13 protein-coding genes and 1 CRISPR repeat array are annotated in these 19725 nt (G+C 41.1%); of the genes, 11 read left to right on the top strand and 2 right to left on the bottom strand.

Annotated features, from left to right (window positions below; translation table 11 throughout):
• The 4 genes from FED51_RS02000 (at position 1) to FED51_RS02015 (ending at position 4726) form a co-directional block, all read left to right on the top strand.
• Positions 1 to 990 carry an ABC transporter ATP-binding protein gene (locus tag FED51_RS02000; RefSeq protein WP_138090179.1) on the top strand — a complete coding sequence of 330 codons (990 nt, stop codon included), beginning with the start codon at positions 1 to 3 and terminating at the stop codon, positions 988 to 990.
• On the top strand, positions 987 to 1985 hold the full coding sequence (locus tag FED51_RS02005; RefSeq protein WP_138090181.1) for an ABC transporter ATP-binding protein: 999 nt from the start codon (positions 987 to 989) through the stop codon (positions 1983 to 1985). The genes FED51_RS02000 and FED51_RS02005 overlap by 4 nt, the downstream gene beginning before the upstream one ends.
• A 24-nt stretch (positions 1986 to 2009) precedes the next feature.
• The gene (locus tag FED51_RS02010; protein WP_166740085.1) at positions 2010 to 3110 is read left to right on the top strand and encodes a M20 family metallopeptidase; all 1101 of its coding nucleotides are present in this window, start codon (positions 2010 to 2012) and stop codon (positions 3108 to 3110) included.
• 233 nt (positions 3111 to 3343) lie between these two features.
• Entirely contained in the window at positions 3344 to 4726 is a 1383-nt protein-coding gene (locus tag FED51_RS02015; RefSeq protein WP_218973206.1) for a hypothetical protein, read from the top strand.
• Between the two features lie 570 nt (positions 4727 to 5296).
• Here FED51_RS02015 and FED51_RS02020 read toward each other — a convergent pair.
• Together FED51_RS02020 and FED51_RS21725 are read right to left on the bottom strand one after the other, a co-directional pair.
• Positions 5297 to 6313 carry a helix-turn-helix transcriptional regulator gene (locus FED51_RS02020; RefSeq protein WP_134229880.1) on the bottom strand — a complete coding sequence of 339 codons (1017 nt, stop codon included), beginning with the start codon at positions 6311 to 6313 and terminating at the stop codon, positions 5297 to 5299.
• A 158-nt stretch (positions 6314 to 6471) separates the two neighbouring features.
• Positions 6472 to 8546: a CRISPR direct-repeat array (repeat unit 29 nt; unit sequence ATTTATAACCCACTAAGTTCAGATAAAAC).
• A gap of 591 nt (positions 8547 to 9137) precedes the next feature.
• Complete coding sequence (locus tag FED51_RS21725; RefSeq protein WP_138091078.1) at positions 9138 to 9338, bottom strand: IS3 family transposase; 201 nt, start codon at positions 9336 to 9338, stop codon at positions 9138 to 9140.
• An 869-nt stretch (positions 9339 to 10207) separates the two neighbouring features.
• Between FED51_RS21725 and istA the strand changes: the two genes are divergently transcribed.
• The 7 genes from istA to cas3 all read left to right on the top strand — a co-directional run bounded on the left by istA (position 10208) and on the right by cas3 (position 19712).
• Positions 10208 to 11752 (top strand): IS21-like element IS643 family transposase, encoded by a 1545-nt coding sequence (gene istA, locus FED51_RS02030; RefSeq protein ID WP_138090185.1) that lies wholly within the window; start codon positions 10208 to 10210, stop codon positions 11750 to 11752.
• Positions 11752 to 12516 (top strand): IS21-like element IS643 family helper ATPase IstB, encoded by a 765-nt coding sequence (istB, locus tag FED51_RS02035; protein WP_010900090.1) that lies wholly within the window; start codon positions 11752 to 11754, stop codon positions 12514 to 12516. Before istA ends, istB begins: the two co-directional genes overlap by 1 nt.
• Before the next feature lie 716 nt (positions 12517 to 13232).
• Positions 13233 to 13967 (top strand): CRISPR-associated endoribonuclease Cas6, encoded by a 735-nt coding sequence (gene cas6, locus FED51_RS02040; protein WP_138090187.1) that lies wholly within the window; start codon positions 13233 to 13235, stop codon positions 13965 to 13967.
• Entirely contained in the window at positions 13964 to 15763 is a 1800-nt protein-coding gene (locus tag FED51_RS02045) for a hypothetical protein (RefSeq protein ID WP_138090189.1), read from the top strand. Before cas6 ends, FED51_RS02045 begins: the two co-directional genes overlap by 4 nt.
• The gene (gene cas7i, locus FED51_RS02050) at positions 15756 to 16649 is read left to right on the top strand and encodes a type I-B CRISPR-associated protein Cas7/Cst2/DevR (RefSeq protein ID WP_138090191.1); all 894 of its coding nucleotides are present in this window, start codon (positions 15756 to 15758) and stop codon (positions 16647 to 16649) included. Before FED51_RS02045 ends, cas7i begins: the two co-directional genes overlap by 8 nt.
• Positions 16649 to 17341, top strand: a complete 693-nt coding sequence (gene cas5b, locus FED51_RS02055) for a type I-B CRISPR-associated protein Cas5b (RefSeq protein ID WP_138090193.1) — start codon at positions 16649 to 16651, stop codon at positions 17339 to 17341. Before cas7i ends, cas5b begins: the two co-directional genes overlap by 1 nt.
• 52 nt (positions 17342 to 17393) lie before the next feature.
• Positions 17394 to 19712 carry a CRISPR-associated helicase Cas3' gene (cas3, locus tag FED51_RS02060; protein ID WP_138090195.1) on the top strand — a complete coding sequence of 773 codons (2319 nt, stop codon included), beginning with the start codon at positions 17394 to 17396 and terminating at the stop codon, positions 19710 to 19712.
• The last annotated feature ends 13 nt before the right edge of the window (positions 19713 to 19725 follow it).

The raw sequence follows: 19725 nt of genomic DNA on the forward strand, positions 1-19725 counted from the left end.
ATGAAAAAGGATACGCTTCTTTCAGTACGAGAGCTGAAAACATACTTTTATACGGAAAGCGGTGCGGTTCCATCGGTCAATGGGGTGTCCTTTGAAGTTAAACATGGGGAAACCGTGGCCGTTGTTGGTGAATCGGGCTGTGGCAAAAGCGTCACCTCCCTTTCCATTATGGGGCTTGTCCGCTCGCCGGGGAAAATCGTCGGCGGTGACATTCGATTCAATGGTCAAGACTTGACAACCATCAGCGAAAGGGAGTACCGGAAGCTAAGGGGAAATGAGTTGTCGATGATTTTTCAAGAGCCCCTGACGTCGCTCAATCCTCTGTTTACGATTGGCAACCAGCTAGGCGAAGTGATTTTGCAACATCAACAAGTGACAAAAGAGGAAGCGAAGCAGAAGGGGATCGAGATGTTAAAAAAGGTGGGGATTCCCCGTGCGGAGCAGGTATATCGTTCCTATCCGCACCAATTAAGTGGCGGTATGCGCCAACGGGTGATGATCGCGATGGCCCTCGCATGTGAGCCGAAGCTACTCATTGCCGATGAGCCGACGACCGCCCTCGATGTGACGATCCAAGCGCAAATTTTGCAGCTTATGCGTAAGCTAGTGAAAGAAAACGATACGGCGATTTTGCTCATTACCCATGATCTTGGGGTGGTGGCCGAAATGGCTGATACGGTGATCGTCATGTATGCTGGTCAAGTGGTGGAGCAAGCTGATGTGTTCACGTTGTTTGCGACTCCGGCCCATCCGTATACGCAAGGTCTGCTCGCAAGTACGCCAAACATTCATGCCAGTGGAGAAAAACTGCAATCGATTGAGGGAACCGTACCGACCTATGAGACGATGCCAAAAGGCTGTCGCTTTTTCCCCCGTTGTCCGCATGCTACTGAGCAGTGCGTGCATCAAGAGCCACCATTAATGAAAACCGGACGAGGACAGCACGTTCGCTGCTGGCTGTTCGATGGGAAGGAGGCGGCTTCTGGATGAAAGAGGTGCTATTGGAAGCGAAAGGCCTGACGAAGCATTTTGACGTGAGCGAAGGGTTTTTCAAACGGAAAAAGGCGGTGCTCCGAGCGGTTGATGGGGTGGATTTGACGATTTATGCAGGGGAAACGCTCGGCATTGTCGGTGAATCAGGCTGCGGAAAGTCGACGCTTGGACAGCTGCTCATGCGTTTACTGGAACCGACACGTGGTACGCTATCGTTTGCAGGCAGTGATTTTTTAGCATTAAAAGGGGAGGCGCTGCGGCAGAAGCGATCGGACATTCAAATCATATTCCAAGATCCGTTTTCCTCGCTCAATCCACGGATGACGGTGAGGGAGATTATTGGCGAACCGCTTAAAACGCATCGTCTCGCCAAGGGAAATGACCTGATCAAGCGAGTGGATGAATTGATGGATGCGGTTGGTCTTGATCGTAGTTACGCCAAGCGCTATCCCCATGAATTCAGCGGGGGGCAGCGCCAACGCATTGGGATTGCACGGGCGATTGCCCTAAAGCCGAAGCTCATTATTTGCGATGAACCGGTTTCGGCACTCGATGTGTCGATTCAGGCGCAAATTTTAAATTTAATGGTACGATTGCAGAAGGAGTTTCAGCTGACGTTTCTTTTTATTGCCCACGGCTTGCCAGCTGTGAAACATATTAGTCACCGAATGGCCGTCATGTACTTAGGGAAGGTAGTAGAGCTTGCCTCTAAAGATGCCTTGTTTGCACAACCGATGCATCCTTACAGCGAAGGCTTGATCCAGGCGGTGCCGATCCCTGATCCGACTGTTCGAAACGACAAGAAGTGGGTGACGCTGGAAGGGGATTTGCCAAGCCCGGTTCATCCACCGTCGGGCTGTCGCTTTCACCCTCGGTGCCCTTATGCGCAAGACAAATGCACCGTGCAGGAGCCGGCGTTGACGGAAAAAGAGCCTGGCCATTTTGTGGCGTGCCATTTCCCATTAGAAAAAACGAGAAAGGATCTGATGTAGGTGGACATAGGGGATAAAGGGGAGATGCTTTCGTTATTGAAAGCACTCGTGAACATAGACAGCGGTTCGTATCATAAAGAAGGGGTGGATCGAGTCGGACGAATGTTGACGAACGCCTTCAAACAGATCGGTTTCAAGGTGGCTATTTTTAAGCAAGAGCGCTATGGGGATCATCTTCTATTCACCCATCCTCATGCGTTTGATCCGAAGATCCTGCTCGTCGCCCATATGGATACCGTGTTTCCTGTAGGCACAGCTGCTGTCCGTCCGTTTCAATTGATCGGAACCCGTGCGTATGGACCCGGTGTTATTGACATGAAGGGCAGTCTGGTGTCTTGCCTATATGCGATCAAGGCTCTTGTGGATGCCCAGTCTCCTGCTTTGAAACAGGTGGCGATTTTAATGACGAGCGATGAAGAAATTGGCGCTCCCTCTGGCCGTGAGATCATTGAGAAAATAGGCGTTGGTAAGAAGGCCGTGCTCGTGATGGAGCCTGCACGTAAAGACGGCTCCCTTGTCACCGCCAGGCGGGGCGGCGGTCGCTATACGCTGAACGTCACGGGCAGGGCAGCTCACTCTGGGGTTGAACCGGAAAAGGGACGAAGCGCCATTGAAGAGCTGGCACATAAAATTATGAAGCTGCATGCTTTGTCAGATTACGAATCGGGAATTAGCGTCAATGTCGGGGTGATTGAAGGAGGAACAGCGGTCAACACCGTCGCAGATCGCGCGAAGGCAAAAGTGGACATCCGCATTAGCAGGCTCGAACAGGCGGAGCCACTGGATCGGGACATTCGCCGGATCTGCGGCACACCGGATGTCGATGGGACGACGATTGAGTTGAAAGGCGGAATCACGCGCCCACCGATGGAGCGAAACGCCCAAACGGTTGCCCTTTTCCAATTGATCCAACAAGTAGCTTCCACAATCGGGCTCGAACTGACGGAAACCGCCACCGGTGGCAGCTCCGACGCCTCATTCACGTCAGCATTAGGCATCCCGACAATTGATGGCATGGGCCCTGTCGGCGGCTTTCCCCATAGCGAAAAGGAATATTTGCGAGTGGACACGATGCAAGAGCGTACCTTGCTGCTGGCGAAAGTCATTGAGCGTTTGTCGGAGTGAGGGTGGGTGGCACACGATATTCTTCAATCGTTTAGAATCTTATCATTACTGTTAATAATATTTCACGCTCAAACTAATGAGCGTGATTTTTATTGGGGAGGGCTTTCACAAACACGAATAAAAAAGGGAGAAAAAAGTCGATACCTGACATTCGTTGTCAGGAAAAAAAGTATCCTTTTAAAAAAGCTTGAAAGAGAGGGATGAAAGTGAATCGGGCAAAAGTGAGGGAAAAGATGAAACGAATAAAGGAAAAAAAGGGAGAACAGAAAAAATCGGTTCAAACACAGTTTCGTGTGAAAATGGAACAAGCTAAAAAGGCAGCTGCTCCTGAAAAAACGCCAACAACGTCCACACTTGAGCAGCTTCAGACAGAGCGGAAAAAACGAAAGCAATTGTCGAAACAACTACTTTACATGGAGAAGAAGGCCAAACAATTAAAGGCAGAGTTATTAAAAAAAGAATCGCAAGTGCGAAAGCTGAAAAAACAAGTAAGCCAAGTGAGCCAGCAGCTAAAACAAGCCAAAGTAGCAGAAAAAACAGCGAGAGAAGTAGCGTCCTCTACTGTGGAAGTCAATCGAGCGCTAGAACGGGAACTAGTGGACTTGCGAAAAAAGAAAGTGCAAGAGGATAAACAAGTGACCTTAATCAACAACCGTTTAATGCGAATTAGTGCGCTTCAGCAAGAGAACAACGCACTAAAAAAACAAGTGAAACAATTGCTGGCAAAGCAGCAACCGACTGAAGAACAGGTCTACCAACAGCTCAAGCAACGAAAAGAAGAAGTTCGTAATTTGCAACGACGCATTCGCCAGTTAAAACAAAAAAAGGAACCGACTGTGTTTGAGATGTACCAACAGTTGCACAAAGGGTTAACAATCGAAACGGTCTCAAACTACATGCCAAATGAGAGAAACGTATTTGCAATGCTCGTTGAAGACATTGAAGCTTTGGCTAATCAGCGGCAAATGAAAAAAAGGGGACAGCCACTAGAGGAAAAAAGCCAAAAGACTTCGTATTTATTTGGCACAATGTATAAACAACCGCAAACGGAGGATTTCTTATTTCGGGATTTAGAGGGAAAAGTATACCAAATCGAACACAAGGGTGAAATAGTCGACGACGGACTTCCTGTCAAAGCAAAGCTTGTTTGGGAAAATAAAGTGGAAATCACCAAAGTTTATCAAACAATCCCGAAACAAATGAAACGTAGGGAACAAAAAGCAAGAAAACAAAAAGTTCAAGACAAGCCTATATTTGTCCCGATTGGCACATTCCGTGTTTGTCTAATAGGCTCCCAGCGTATGCAACGCTATAAAAAGCGCTTGGAACATCACGGGGTTCGTGTAACTATTTGTAACCCGTTTGAAGACAGCCCAGAAATCATTCGTAACGCATGTAAAAAATCAGCCTTAACGATTGTTTGTACCCAGCATACGTCACATACGGCGCTTGCCTTAGCACAGTCAAACAGTCAACATCTAGAGTGCATAAAACATGATAACGAAGAGAATCTCGTCGCTCGTACACGGTTCTTTGCCAAATGGAGTTTGCTCCAATTAGAAAAAAATAAAAAGAGGGAAGTGCTATACAAAAAGGAGAATAAAAAACAAAAATGACGTGTAAAGAAAACGTTTTTCAGATATTGGCTTGAATCACTAGTAACGAAAGCTACTAAGTCATGAAGTTAGAGGGGGATTTGTGTTAAAAGTGTTACTTTGTGGGAGTTTGCTGTCTAGACCCCTATAAGGGTAGTCGTAGATAATGCCAAGTCTATCCTAAGAAAAGGGGAATACTTCCTACTAATCAGAGTTTGATTTATTAGATGTTTTCGGTTCAACTCCCCCTCAATCCAAAAAGCCTATTAAAATAGATAATCTGGAGGATATCCAATAAGGTATTGAGAAACGTATCTAAAATTTTATGCATGGGAGGAATTTACAATAAAAGCAATTGGACCAATCTTTTATTTTTAATGATATGTACTTAAATTGAACTAAAACGAAATCAATCAAGTTAGATTTGTTTCTATCCCACTAAGTTCTCGTAACCTTTTCCCATTCTTTTTAGGTTTATGCAAAAGAAAAAGGACTAAGGACTATAAATAGGTTTGAGTATCGTTTCGTGGTTCTTTCTACAATCGACGTATTCTATCAGTCTAACGACTCGAGAGTTTTTCGAACAATCTTTTATTTCGCGTTGATCCTATCAGCCAAATGGTAACGTGTCATTAGTTGTCGATACTCCTCATACAAGCTATCTCTTACATCAACTGGTTCAAGTACCTCTACGTTTAGACCAAATCCACGTACCCAACGAAGGAATTCTTTACGACTTCTGACCGTTGCATGGAGGAGGAGCGATCCATCGCTTTGTTTTTCTATCTTCGTTTCCGCATAAAAAGTATATTCATCGACATAGCGGGCCACCTCTTGGTGAAAGCGTACCACAAACTTTGTTTCCTCCGCGTCATCAGCAAAAATAGCCCACCGTTTGGACAAATACTCATCCACGTTAAAGTTAGGGTCCATTACAAAGGTCTCTTCCTTAATTACAACTGATAAAAATCGATTTAACCGGAATGTTCGAAAGTCTTTACGCAAGGTACAATAAGCAAGCACATACAAGTGGCCGTTCCTTGGTATAATGTAATAAGGGTGAATCACCCGCTTTGCCATAGTATCATTATAAATTGCATAGTATTCAACTTCAATCGCTTTGTTCTCAACCATTGCTTGGAATAAAAGCGGCATTACATGATTCGTATCTTTATTGCTAACTTGATCGTGAAAGCGGATGCGGTCACCGAGCTCTTCACTCATGGCTAGCAACTGAGATGTATGGGAGTCTCGTGTAAGCCCTTTTAATTTTTCAAATCCTGCACGATAGGCGTAGTGTACTGGATGATCATTATGGAGAAAGTCATTTGTAACTAATGGATACACGGTAAGGGCCATCCATTCCTCTTGAGTCAGTTTACGATGTGGTACAACGGGACCAGAAATGAAATGATACCCATTCTTTCCTTCGGTTACGTAATGCACGCCTACTTTTTCAAGCAATGCCATGTCACGATAGATTGTCCGCTGAGTAGTTCCGCAATATTCCGCCAACTCACTTGCTGTAATCGTGTCTCGCTCTCTTAACAGGTTCAAAATCGTAAAAATCCGTTCGACTTTTTGTAAATCACGTCTCACATCTCCCATAGCACCGCCTCCTTTTTGACTTTCCTTTTAGTTTACTGGCAACGGAGATCCATGTCAAAACGATAAAAGTGCATGTTTTTATAGAAACAAAAAGAGACATTTACACAAAGTTCAGATAAAACGTATCCCTTGTCACTAAACGAGAAGGGGAGATACAAGTTTATAACCCACTAAGTTCAGATAAAACATCAAGAATAGACATGTGACGATGGCCGCAATTGTGAATTTATAACCCACTAAGTTCAGATAAAACTATATCAAGCTCTTTCTCTACCTTTGCTTTAGCTTTTATTTATAACCCACTAAGTTCAGATAAAACGGGGGCTGCTTTGAGGTTTATGTCTGGACCAATAGGCATTTATAACCCACTAAGTTCAGATAAAACGAAGTTTCCTAACCGAAAGGCTCGCGAACACTACTCATTTATAACCCACTAAGTTCAGATAAAACGTGGAGAGTCTGTTTTAGGAAATAAGTCCGACCAAATTTATAACCCACTAAGTTCAGATAAAACAGAACGGTAGAGATAAGAATTTTTGGGGAATGTGCGAATTTATAACCCACTAAGTTCAGATAAAACTTGCAGTCGGGGAGAGGTTGCCGCGCTTTGGAGCAGAATTTATAACCCACTAAGTTCAGATAAAACGAAGACGATAAAATAAAAGTGATCAATCAATTAAAAAATTTATAACCCACTAAGTTCAGATAAAACGAAACACAAATGATATAGTGCCGTTTCCGGTTATCGTCATTTATAACCCACTAAGTTCAGATAAAACGTAAAATGCTTCCCATCGAATCTTGGCATACCTTACAATTTATAACCCACTAAGTTCAGATAAAACGATCGATGAGATGGACATCCATTTTTATTTTGGTCTATTTATAACCCACTAAGTTCAGATAAAACACGGTGCGCCTGTTCCTTCGTTCAAAGTGATCGTTGCATTTATAACCCACTAAGTTCAGATAAAACGGGTATATCTGTTGCTTATGGTGATGGTTCTGCATTTATATTTATAACCCACTAAGTTCAGATAAAACAAACAAAAAACGCTGACACGCCCATTTATGTTTTTCACATTTATAACCCACTAAGTTCAGATAAAACGGGCGCGACCTTGTTTAAAAGATAGCATATGATTTACAGATTTATAACCCACTAAGTTCAGATAAAACAGGAAATGCGTTTGTATAACGTCACCATGCGGATCAATATTTATAACCCACTAAGTTCAGATAAAACGTGTGTTTAGGTACATGCCCAATGGCGTGATTGGCATTTATAACCCACTAAGTTCAGATAAAACGCTTTAGTTTTTCTGCCAACTCAAGTAATTCATCTGTATTTATAACCCACTAAGTTCAGATAAAACGCAAAATCCGTCTATAAAGCATTACAAAACCTTTCTGAATTTATAACCCACTAAGTTCAGATAAAACTCACGCTAAAGAAATAAATGAGCCTGATTTATTGGACTTGATTTATAACCCACTAAGTTCAGATAAAACGCTAGCGGCCGCTAATAACGCTGTTAGTGGAACGGAAATTTATAACCCACTAAGTTCAGATAAAACCTTACTCATTTGATACCCCTGCCTTGATTTCATAGGGATTTATAACCCACTAAGTTCAGATAAAACGTTATTTGAGTCTAAAAGACAACAAGGTTAAAGTATATTTATAACCCACTAAGTTCAGATAAAACGTATAGGCGTCTGTATAGCGTTATATACGTATTTTAGATTTATAACCCACTAAGTTCAGATAAAACCTCGTCAAAATAACGCCACCCGTCAGGCGGAAGCGAATTTATAACCCACTAAGTTCAGATAAAACGTAGGTGAAAACCATGAATAAATGCAAAACATGCGACATTTATAACCCACTAAGTTCAGATAAAACAGGGTGATCGGGATGAAAAAGGTAATGGTCAGAGCTATTTATAACCCACTAAGTTCAGATAAAACTGTCATCATTGATTACTTGCAACTACTCCAACCGCATTTATAACCCACTAAGTTCAGATAAAACTTGATTGGGCTTGATTCAGCCCAATTTGAAGTGGGCAAATTTATAACCCACTAAGTTCAGATAAAACATACGGCACGAGGATTGTCATAAAATTTTTATTCAGATTTATAACCCACTAAGTTCAGATAAAACGTATAGGCGTCTGTATAGCGTTATATACGCATTTTGAATTTATAACCCACTAAGTTCAGATAAAACCCTTCCATTTCAGTCGACAAAAAACCTTGAAACATTAGGCTTTTACGCGACTGCTTGGTTTAGCAAGCGTCTTGATTTTGCAGTGGATCGTCGGTCGTGTGTTTATAATTGTTTTAAATTAGCTCGTATCCCTTGTTGGGTAAGGCTTTAAGATATTTCGCTTTAAAATCGATTCACTGCAATCAACAAGTTTTCTTTCTTTATTCTACCATTTATCAGGATAATATTCATAATAGTTTCAACTATGTGAATGAATAATTTAACTATCTTTTTTACGCAGCATCCTGCAAGGTTAAGATTATTATTTATAATGGTTTCAAGACTAGCTATACTAAAAAGTATTTTTTTGCATTCTAAATTTCGTATTAACCCCCGAATTTTGGACAAAAGTTAACTTACTCTTTGATTTTCTTAATTTCTTGCTGTTTTTGAGCTTCTCTACATATTTGGTGAAATGGCCAAATGGCTTGACAAGGAGCCTCTGCGGGTATAATTTCACTGCCAAGACACCACTTTATAAAGCTTGGCTGCACCGATCAAGGGTATCATGCCCGCCACTCCATATAAAGTCGTGCTCAGACCTAATCTGACCTAGACACGAATTTCTTTGATTTTCAGAGATTGTGCCTTACTCATTTCGTAGAACTCTGATGGTGCTAGATCAAGAATACTAGAATGCATTCTTCGATCGTTGTAGAATCTCATAAACTCTGAAACTTCTTGATAGGCCTCACTATATGTTTCAAATTGAAATCGGGAAAGACAGTTTCCTCCAAGATTAGGTGAAAAGATTCAATATATGAGCATTTATGGAATGGTAATTACTGGGTGTTTTTCACCCAATAATCTTTTTAATTGATCATTCTCTTGTGAAAGTTTTTTTATTCATTGGGCTTGTTCCAGCGATTGATATTACATCGTCATATTTCCCTTCTCTGTATTCCTTGACCCATCGTAAGTTCATATCGACGAGCTACCAAAGCCGCATTACCTGTTTCAATGGCTTCTTTACATACTTGAACTTTAAATTATTGGGAATGTTTGGTTCGTTTCATGATGTCAGCTCCTTTAATATTTTTAGTTAGAGCTGTCCAAGTTCATTTTGGGACTTAAGAGATTTAATCATTTCAGTCATTTGAACTTTTGGGTTATAGAAACGGCATAAAAACACTTATCACGTTGTTTTTGTTCTTTACTCAATGTGTTATAGTTAGAAATAACAAAGGAAAATGCTTTATGTGAATTGAGAAGGTTATAAACTTAATTATTTTTATAATTAAAATCTTTATATGAACCTAGTGGGGTAATCAGCTATTTTACAATCAATCAGAGGTTGTAAAGTAGCTTTTTTTTGTAAAGATCTTAAAACACATTTAGTGACAATATTAAGTGATTAATTGAAAAATTTTATTGTTTTCTGCTTGTTAAAAATACCAAAAGTGTAGTTGCTGCGAACATTTAAGGAATAAGAAACCTTAAAATAGATAATTTACGCTTTTTAGACTTTTTGATTTTTCCTCCTGGACAAATGTAAACGCTAGAATGAAGTTGACAGTTTTTGCTCGATAAGATTTTACACTTTTGCTCAATCAACCTACTACTTTAGTAAAATAGATAGTAATGTTATTTTACTGGGGGTTAGGGTTTTGGAGGAGAAGTTAGTGTTATATGTAAAGATCCATGAATTACGTAAGAGAAAGTTTAAAGTAGCACAAATCGCTAAGGAGCTGAAAGTTTCAAGACCGACTGTCTATAAGTATTTAGACATGACATTTGATGAAGCAAAAGCATACACTGAACACCCTTTGGGGAAGAAGAGAAAACTAGATCCCTACAAAGACTGGATACTTGCTTGGCTAGAAGAATACCCTCATCTAAGTAGTGCTCAAATTCATGATTGGCTTTTGGAGAGATACCCCGATCTTGTCGTCGGTGGAAGTACGGTGAGAACGTATGTGAAAGATATTCGTGAGGTTTATCAGATTGAGAAGAAGGCCATGGTCCGTCAATATGAAGCCGTTCCTGAACAACCAATGGGTAAACAACTTCAGGTAGACTGGGGTGAGACAAAACAGAAAACGACAGACAACAAAGAAATCAAGCTCTATTTCATTGCCTTTGTCCTCGCTCATTCCAGGCAGAAATATATGGAATGGCAGGCGCGTCCTTTTACGACAAGAGACGCGATTCGTTGTCATGAACATGCCTTTCAGTTCTATGGAGGACGAACAGAAGAAATTGTTTATGATCAGGATCACTTAATCGCAGTGAGTGAGAATGCTGGACAACTGCTTTTAACAACGGAGTTCCAACATTATGTGAATGAACGTGAGTTTAACGTTCACTTGTGCCGAAAAGCCGATCCGGAATCTAAGGGCATGATTGAGAATGTAGTGAAATACATAAAGGGCAACTTCGCAGACAGTCGAGTGTTTAGCGATATAGAAGATTGGAATAGTCGAGCACTACAATGGCTTCAGCGTACCGGGAATCATCAGGTTCATCAAACAACGAAAAAAAGACCAGCAGAAGTGTTTCTCCTTGAAAAGCAACACTTACTGCCAGTCTCTTCGTTACTTTCATATGAAAGTACCCATAACCAAAGTATAACAAGAATTGTAAGCAAGGACAACACCATCCGGTACAAGTCAAACCGTTATTCTGTTCCCCTAGGGACGTATCAAACAATGAGTGAGAATCTTGTCTGGATTGAAGTGAAAGACGAAGGTCAAAAGACGCTCGTCATTCGCAGAGAAGCAAAAGGTGAAGTCATTGCCGAGCATCTTGTGAGCTCAGAAAAAGGAAAACTCATTCAAAATCGCCATCACACTCGAGATCGCTCCAAAGGGGTTGAAGAGCTTAAGCAACGCCTCGTCTCTTGCTTTGAAGATCAAGGTCAGGCAGCTGCTTATTTAGATGAGATCAGCCAAAGATACCCGAGGTATCGTCGAGATCAATTTGCGATCCTCTATAAGATCATTCAACAGTATCCAGCATTCATTGATACTGTTTTGACAAAGTGCATGGCAGAGAAACTATATCATGCGAATGATTTTCGTGATATTGCTCATCACCTTCATACATTGCGAGATGAACCGATTGAAGAGGGACAACCCTTTTATACTAGCTCACCAAAGCATTCTCATATCAAAGCATCTACCCGTTCTCTACTTGCCTATACCAGCATTTTAGGAGGTAGAGCATGATGAACAAGACTGTGCATGAATTACAAGATCAATTTCGTCAGTTACGTTTAGCAGAGACGGCGGAGGAGCTGCCACAGCTTCTTCGCGAAGCTGAAAAAGCATCATGGACCTACCTGGAATTTTTAGAATCGATCACTCGATATGAATTAGCAAAACGTGAAGCAAAAAGCCTCGAGAAAAGAATGAAATGGGCGCGCTTCCCTTTCGTGAAGTCGTTAGATGAGTTTGAACTGAAAGGACAAAACGTTCTGACGGCTCGTCAGCTTTCTCAACTCCGAGAATTAAGCTGGCTAGAGCAGCAGTACAATTTAATCCTTCTGGGTCCCCCTGGTATAGGTAAAACACATATCGCCATTGGATTAGGACTGGAAGCTGTGTATAGAGGATTCCATGTTTACTTCGCTACAATGGGTGAGCTTGTGCAGCTTTTAAAGTCAGAAGAATACCTGAATAAATCTAAAGTTCAGCTTAAAAGAATTAGAAATGCCGACCTTGTGATTATCGATGATTTAATGTATATGGCGATGGATCAGAGAGAAGCAAACTTGTTTTTTCATTTGATTAACCATTTATACGAACGAAGTTCGATCATCCTGACTTCAAATAAGAGTCCAGAAGAATGGGGTCATTTAATTGGAGATCAAGGAATCACAACAGCTATTTTAGATCGCTTACTTCATCGGGTGGAAGTCATCCATGGTGGAGAGAATGAGGAAAGTCATCGCATGAAAAACCGGAAAAGCATTTTTTCAGCAGAAGTGTAAAAAGGAAACGAGCAAAAAGTGTAAAATTCGACTTGACGTCTACAACAAAATCCTACACTTTTTTCAATGGGACTTAAACTGAAAGAAAATCGAACAGTTGGTTAGTCTTGAAGCTTGAAAAGGTAAGGACCACTAAAATTAGTGATTTTAGTACTATTCAGTTTAACGAACGTGTTTTCCACCACACTCTGTCAAACTAAAGCAGGTGTCAAGCCCCTTGTGCATCTTGTTTATATGGTAAGAACACTGTTTATACCAAAAAGGCTGTGCTAACAAAAAGAAAACTAGTATTTGTATTTTTTGATTTTTAGAAAAATAGAATCATGGTACATTCTGATCTTATTTATGCAACGATAGATACTTGACATAAAAAAGCGAGTTATCTATTATAAAAATTATTAATGGGTATTATTTTCTGGGTGGTGAAATAATCTGAATAAGATAACTTAATTATTAAAGTGAGCCAGGCTATTTAGGGGGAAAGAAGGGAGAATTCTAGAGAGGAGGTCACATAAATGTACATTTTTTTGATTTTTCTTAATCTTAAAATTCACTTTGGCAGAAGAAAAAAAGAAAAAATTTTAACCACTGACGGAACCTGTCAGTCCCAAAAATAAGATAGAATCATAGATTGCAAATACAGTTGGTTGTTGTCGAATATATGGTTGAAATGGTATATTTTGAGTAGGTGTTTATTCCTTTTTTGGAGGTGACTTATGCGAGTTGCAGTTACGTACAAAGTAGAGAAATTGCCGATTGCCTATCGTTTAGTTGTATTGAGCTTTATCAAAGAAGCGTTAAGGCGAGGAGATGAGGCCTACTTTAATGAACTATACGGTAGTAGATCTAGGAAAATGAAGCCTTTTTCGTATTCTGTTTATTTGAGAAATTTTTCTGTCGAAAGAGAAGAAATTCGTTTGTCTGAAATGACGATCACCATCAGTTCACCTGATATGACCTATATGCTTCATCTTTTCAATGGTCTGCAAGAAATGCAAACCTATCAAGCAGGTGAGCATGAGTGGATACGAAAGACGATGAAATGGCTTCCAGAAGCTAGTATTTGTGAGGACAAGGTCTTTTTTAAAACTCTCTCACCTGTACTGGTTGAAGATAAGGATGGAAACCCGGTTCATCCAGGCGATCAAAACTATGAACGGGAGCTTAGTTATTTTGCCTCATTGCGGATTCAATCGTTGGCTAAGCGTGAACCTTACCGGGAGTTACGGATTGTGCCAGGAAACCTAAAACGACGTGTCATCAAAGAAAGCAATTCAACTTTTCGTGAAAGTCAAGCAGGAGCCTATTTGACATTTACAGCCTATCAAGGAATGTATCAATGCACTGGTCATCCAGAAGATTTACAGCTTCTATATCAAGGCGGGCTGGGCAAGCGGGTTTCCCAAGGGTTTGGATTACTTGATTATGCAGGGGAAGGGGGACAGCCATGAGCGCGATACATATCGAGGCGGAGGATTGGTTAATGACGGCTGCCTTAATTGGTGTAGTCCGACTATTTGAGAATGAGGATTTGATAACCTCTTCTGGTGTGAAGCTGGAAAAACATCATTTAAAAGAAATTCCTAAAAAATATTTTGATTATTTGTTAACCCATTTTAGTATTGTAGACCGTGATGTCGATCGTATGAAATGGCAAGTTAACCGAGCCAACATAAAACCGGAACAAGTGAAGGACTGTGCTAAGGAAATTCGAAAGATCATGGGGGAACAAGCGAAAAAAGTCGAAAAGTATTTTGCTGATACAGATGAAGCCGTCAAATTAAAAACACTATTGGACAATCTTAAAGCAGTTAAGGCGGGGGATGATGGTTCAGTTATAGCTGAAGCGGTACACGAATACAAACAGATTATGTCAACCCCTTTTATCAATGAAAAGCTAACATTAAACTACGTCAAAGCGGTTATTCTAGGACCACTTTATGGCCAACCCAGCTTTCTACAGCCATCTTTTAATGCCAAAACGAGAGAAGCGCATGAACAACAGTTTTATAAAGACTTTGTATACGCTGCGGAGTTGGATTTTGAATTTTATGAACAAGTGAAAGGTGGGTATCAGTTAGAGACGCTTCTTCCGTTTTTAGAAGAGAGAGAAGAATACAAGCCTTTCAAGGATTGGCTGAAAAAACTAAAAAAAATGTCTTCTGCTGAGGTGCTTCACGCTTTTTTTACGGAAGAGCAGTTGCCATGTTCGTTTGTAGAAGGGTTTATTGCTACACAGTCTTTTGAAGAAATGGTGTTTTCACCACTAGCATTATCAAAAGAAAAGGCGGCTAATTTTAACTGGAATTTCAACCGGAATACCCCGGTACCGATTAGTGGCTTGGCGAGGTTGCTTCTATTTTTAGTGCCAATAGGCTTAACTACCTATACTCGCAAAGTCGGCTCAACGACATCAGGAGAGACGTTGCGTTTTTCTGGATTGATTCTTTCCCAGCAATTGTTTCCGGAAATCGTGAAGCATAACGAGCAATTATTCGCAGAACGGCAAAAAAAAGGCACTACGTTCGGCGAGGCGATTGTGACCGTACTGGCGGATGCTTCTGCCAAGGCTAAAAAGAAAAGTCAATCGTATATGTATGTCGAGTTTTTCTCCAATTATCAAACAAAAAAGACGCTTCTAGACTATTACCATATGCCAGGCTACTTAGTTAATTACTTGAATAACCACGGGCACTCGATCTTTCAACTTAAACACGCTGAATTACGTGATCGTTTTGTGCGAATGTTGATGAAAGGGATCGATACGAAGCAAGTGGTCTTTGACTACATCCGAACAGCGATAAAAGAACCTTTTCATGCCGTTGGTGCATTCTCAGCAGTAAAGGAAAGAAAGCGGTTAAATCAAGCGAAAAAGGGAGTGAGCAATTTGACAAATCAGGATAAGAAAATTTCGTTTATCTATATGAAGGGCGCTGAGTTAAGGCGCAATTATGTAAGGCCAGCAACAAGTACGGAAGAAGCGGGCATTTATCAGGCTAGTGGCCAAAAGAAATTGGAGAGTATCGCCTACCGGCTCTTAAATTCCGTCAAAGCAGGAAACCGTCATGCATTTATGGATACCGTATTCCGAATGTATATGGGAACGGGCTTAACAATCCCAACGATTTTCACTGACATTAACAAGGAACAAGGGTTGGATTTTGAAACAATTGCTAGTGCGTTTATAACAGGTTTGTTGGCAGAAGATCGTTCAAACAGTAAAGAGGAGGTAAAAGCGAATGGGTAAAGCAATTTCATTTACAGTTATCTTTAAAGCAAATTCATTGAATTATGGGGAAGGTGTCGGCAATGTATCCGAATTAAAAAAGATTCATCGTGGAAATGGCGATGTCTACACATTTGCGTCTCGGCAAAGTTTACGTTATGACATTGTCCGACTTGGAAACGAGCTGTTTGAGTGGAATTTAAATACAGTAGATAAAACAAAAGGAACACTTCAATTTAAGGATGACGTAACAATTGCTGACTCTGTTGAAATGGATTTATTTGGTTACTTAAAAACAGGTAAAAAGTCAATCAAACGTCCGGCGGTCGTTCGTCTTTCCCATGCTGTTTCCCTTGAACCATACCGCCACGACATGGAGTTTTTAACGAATATGGGTCTTGCCGAACGAATTGATGAAACGGCCAATTTAGCAAATATTGAACAGCATGAGAGTTTGTATGCGTATACAGTTACGGTTGATTTAGCTAGAGTCGGAAATGACCAGGGTGAAGAACTAGCAACAGAAACAAAATGTGATCGTGTCCAGCAATTTTTGGATGTTGTGAAATTATTAAATCGCCATATTCGCGGACGGCAAGAAACATTGTCTCCTTTGTTTGTCATTGGTGGACTTTATCCAGTTGCGAATCCATTCTTTTTGGGTCGTGTTCAACTAAGACCAGATTCACGGACGTGGGATTTGAATTTAGACAGTATTGCTGATGTGATGGATACAACAGTTGGCAGTAACCGAATTGGTGATTATACACGAATTGGTTTCGTAACCGGTCAATATGGAAATGAGAGTCAATTTGAGCAAGCAGCTGAGGGCAAGGCGGGAACAGTAGAAGCATTCTTTAAGGCTTTAAAAGAGGAAGTAGCACGCTATTATGGAGTGACTCAGTAATGAAAGTTCTTCGGTTGAAGCTTTACCAAGAAACAGCTTGTTATAAGAAACCGTTTGCTTTTAAAGTCTCGGAAACGTACCCGTTGCCTCCTTATTCTACTGTAAAAGGGATGCTTCATGCGGTACTAAATGCAACTTCATTGGTTCCGATGCGTTATAGCATCCAAGGCAGGTACGATACGCTTGTTACTGATTATCAAACCCACTATTTTTTTAAAAAGAGCAAGACGGAGGAATTTGTGTTAACAACAGCAGGGCTGGGGATCGAACGAGAATTCAAGGATTTGACCTCAATGCCGATTTACATGCATTTGCTATACGATGTAGAACTGCTGATTCATGTAAGCGCAGAGGAAGATGTTCTTCATCAGTTAAAAGAGGCCATTTTATCTTCAGACAGCCATCTGAGCCTTGGACGCTGGGAAGATCTTGTCCGCGTTGATGAGTGTGAGTTGGTGGAGACGAAACAGGTAAACGACGATATCACTTTACAGTCTTACAGTGCTTTTGTACCTGAACAGTGGTTAGACGAAGGTGATTATTTTCCCTATAAATTAAATTCTACCTACCGATCACTAGACGGAAATGTTAGGGTATGGGATAAGATTGCTGTCGGATATGTTCAACCAGGTTATACGATAGAAGAGCCATTAATTGATTCGTACGGGGACTGCGTATTGTTGCATAACTAAACGAATAAAGAAGTCAGGACAACTGGCTTCTTTTTTACTAGGAGGAGATTGTATGGACTTTTATGCAAAATCGGATCCTGAAGAAACCATTCGTGAGCATACAGAAGAGCTGTTAAAACGTTACGAACAATTGAAAAAGCAGTATGGGGACCGATTACCTTTAACAGAACGTGATTGGTACTTGTTGAAAATCATGGTGCTCTATCATGATGTTGGGAAAGCCGATGCGTTTTTTCAAAATAAAATCAGGAGTGCCTTAGAAAAGCCGTTGCTTCAAGCAGCCTCTGCGTTTGATGTCCAGCATAACTACTTATCTATCCTTGCCATCCCTGTTAAGCAACTAGGTCTGGATAAAGAAGAGGAAAAGCTGGTTATGCAGGTGATTGCTTACCACCATGAACGGGATCGTCCCGTGCATGTGGTAGAAGCGTTGGCTAACTATCGTGAAAATATATTACCAATTCGTGACAAGCTGCAAGCTCATATGGGGTTAGAAATCGAGGAGAGAATCAAGCAGAAACGGTTTGATCGCATAAGCACATCACAGCGGTTTACTCCTAGTCATGGTCCAATTTTTCGTCGATATGTACTCTTAAAAGGATTATTGCACCGGCTAGACCATGCGGCCTCAGCTCACGTCCCAATTGAATTAAGTCATGACTTGGCTGTTGGCGATTACGTCAATCGTTTTATGGAGCGAGAGTTTAATGGTGCGAAAAAGGAGCTGCAGCAGTTTACGGAAGCAAATCAGGACAAGCATGTTGTAGTTGTGGCCCAGACGGGGATGGGGAAAACAGAAGCGGGGTTGCTATGGCTTGGGAGGGAGAAAGGTTTTTTTACGTTGCCTCTCCGCGTTAGTTTAAATGCGATGTACGATCGGATTGTCAACCCGGACAAAATTGGCTTCACTCATGTAACAGATGAACATGGTGAGACCGCAACAGGCCTACTGCATTCAACAAGCTTAGATTATTTGCTGGATACGGTAGAGGGCGACGATTCTATCCTTGAAAAAGTCCATGCGCAATCAAAAGAATTTGCTAATAAACTTGTTATTTCTACCATCGACCAAGTATTAAAATTCCCATTCTTCTATCTTGGGTTTGAAAAAGAGTATGCGACCATGGCTTCTTCCAAACTAATTATCGATGAATTGCAAGCGTATAACCCAAAGATTGCTGCACTGCTTGTACGCGCCATGGCCATGATCGACGAAATTGGCGGCTCCTTTTTAATCATGACAGCAACCCTCCCTGACTTTTATTATAAAGCGCTCCAGCGGGAATTAAAGCAGCCGAACAAATCCATTTGTTACGGAGAATTTATTGATGATCAAGTTAAACGGCATAACGTCTCGATTCGGGAAAAGTCGATACTTGATTGCGCGAAAGAAGCGGCTGAAGCTGGGAAGACAAAAAAGGTATTGATGATCTGTAATACGGTAGATCAAGCAAGAGAGCTGTATAAAGAAGTTGTAAGGCAGTTGCATAAAGAAGTTGTGCTTCATCATCCCAACACAGAGCAGCAAATAGAAGGACAGCAGAACTGGACTGAAATCCATAAAGAAGTCGTTCAACATTATCCTAATATTCACTTGCTGCACTCACGGTTTATCCAAAAAGACAGAAAGCGGTTGGAGTCAAAGATTATGGCATTCGCGAAAAGTGAACAAACAGGTATTTGGGTGACAACTCAGCTTGTGGAAGCAAGCCTCGACATCGATTTTGATGTACTCTATAGCGAAATGGCTTCTCTTGATAGTCTGTTTCAACGATTAGGTCGCTGCAACCGAAGAGGGGAAAAGACAATTGATGTAACAAATGTCCACATTTTGACTAAAGACGTGAGTGGCGTCGGTTCTGTATATGATCAAGAGATTTATCAGCGAAGCCTGGACTTACTAAGCGAACAGAGTGGTGTGTTGATGGAAACGAAGAAACATGCGATGATTCAACGTTTGTATGATGAGGAGGCTTTAGTAGGGACGGATTTTAAAGCAGAATTTGATGAAACATTAAAGCAACTAAAATCTCGCCCTCTCTATGAAATTAGCAAACAAAAAGCACAGTCTTTGTTACGAGATTTTCAACAAAACCAGGTGGTTCCAACTATGTTTTTAGAATTGGATGAGGTCCAGCAGGCGATCAACGATTGGGAAAATGCCAACAAGCAATTTGAGCGGAAGGAGGACATCAAACGGGCAAAAAGGAAGGCTCGGCGTACGATTGAAAAATACTCTGTTAGTGTAAATAAGTTTAAAAATCTAGGTTTGAGTGATTTCTATGGGATAAAAGGGCTGCACATAGCCGAGTGTCGATATGATGCAACGCTTGGGTTATTAACGGATGAAATAGAAGGTTTTTTCTCATAAGAAGACAATGTCC

Source organism: Halalkalibacterium halodurans (assembly GCF_005671335.1).
Lineage (GTDB): Bacteria > Bacillota > Bacilli > Bacillales > Bacillaceae_D > Halalkalibacterium > Halalkalibacterium halodurans.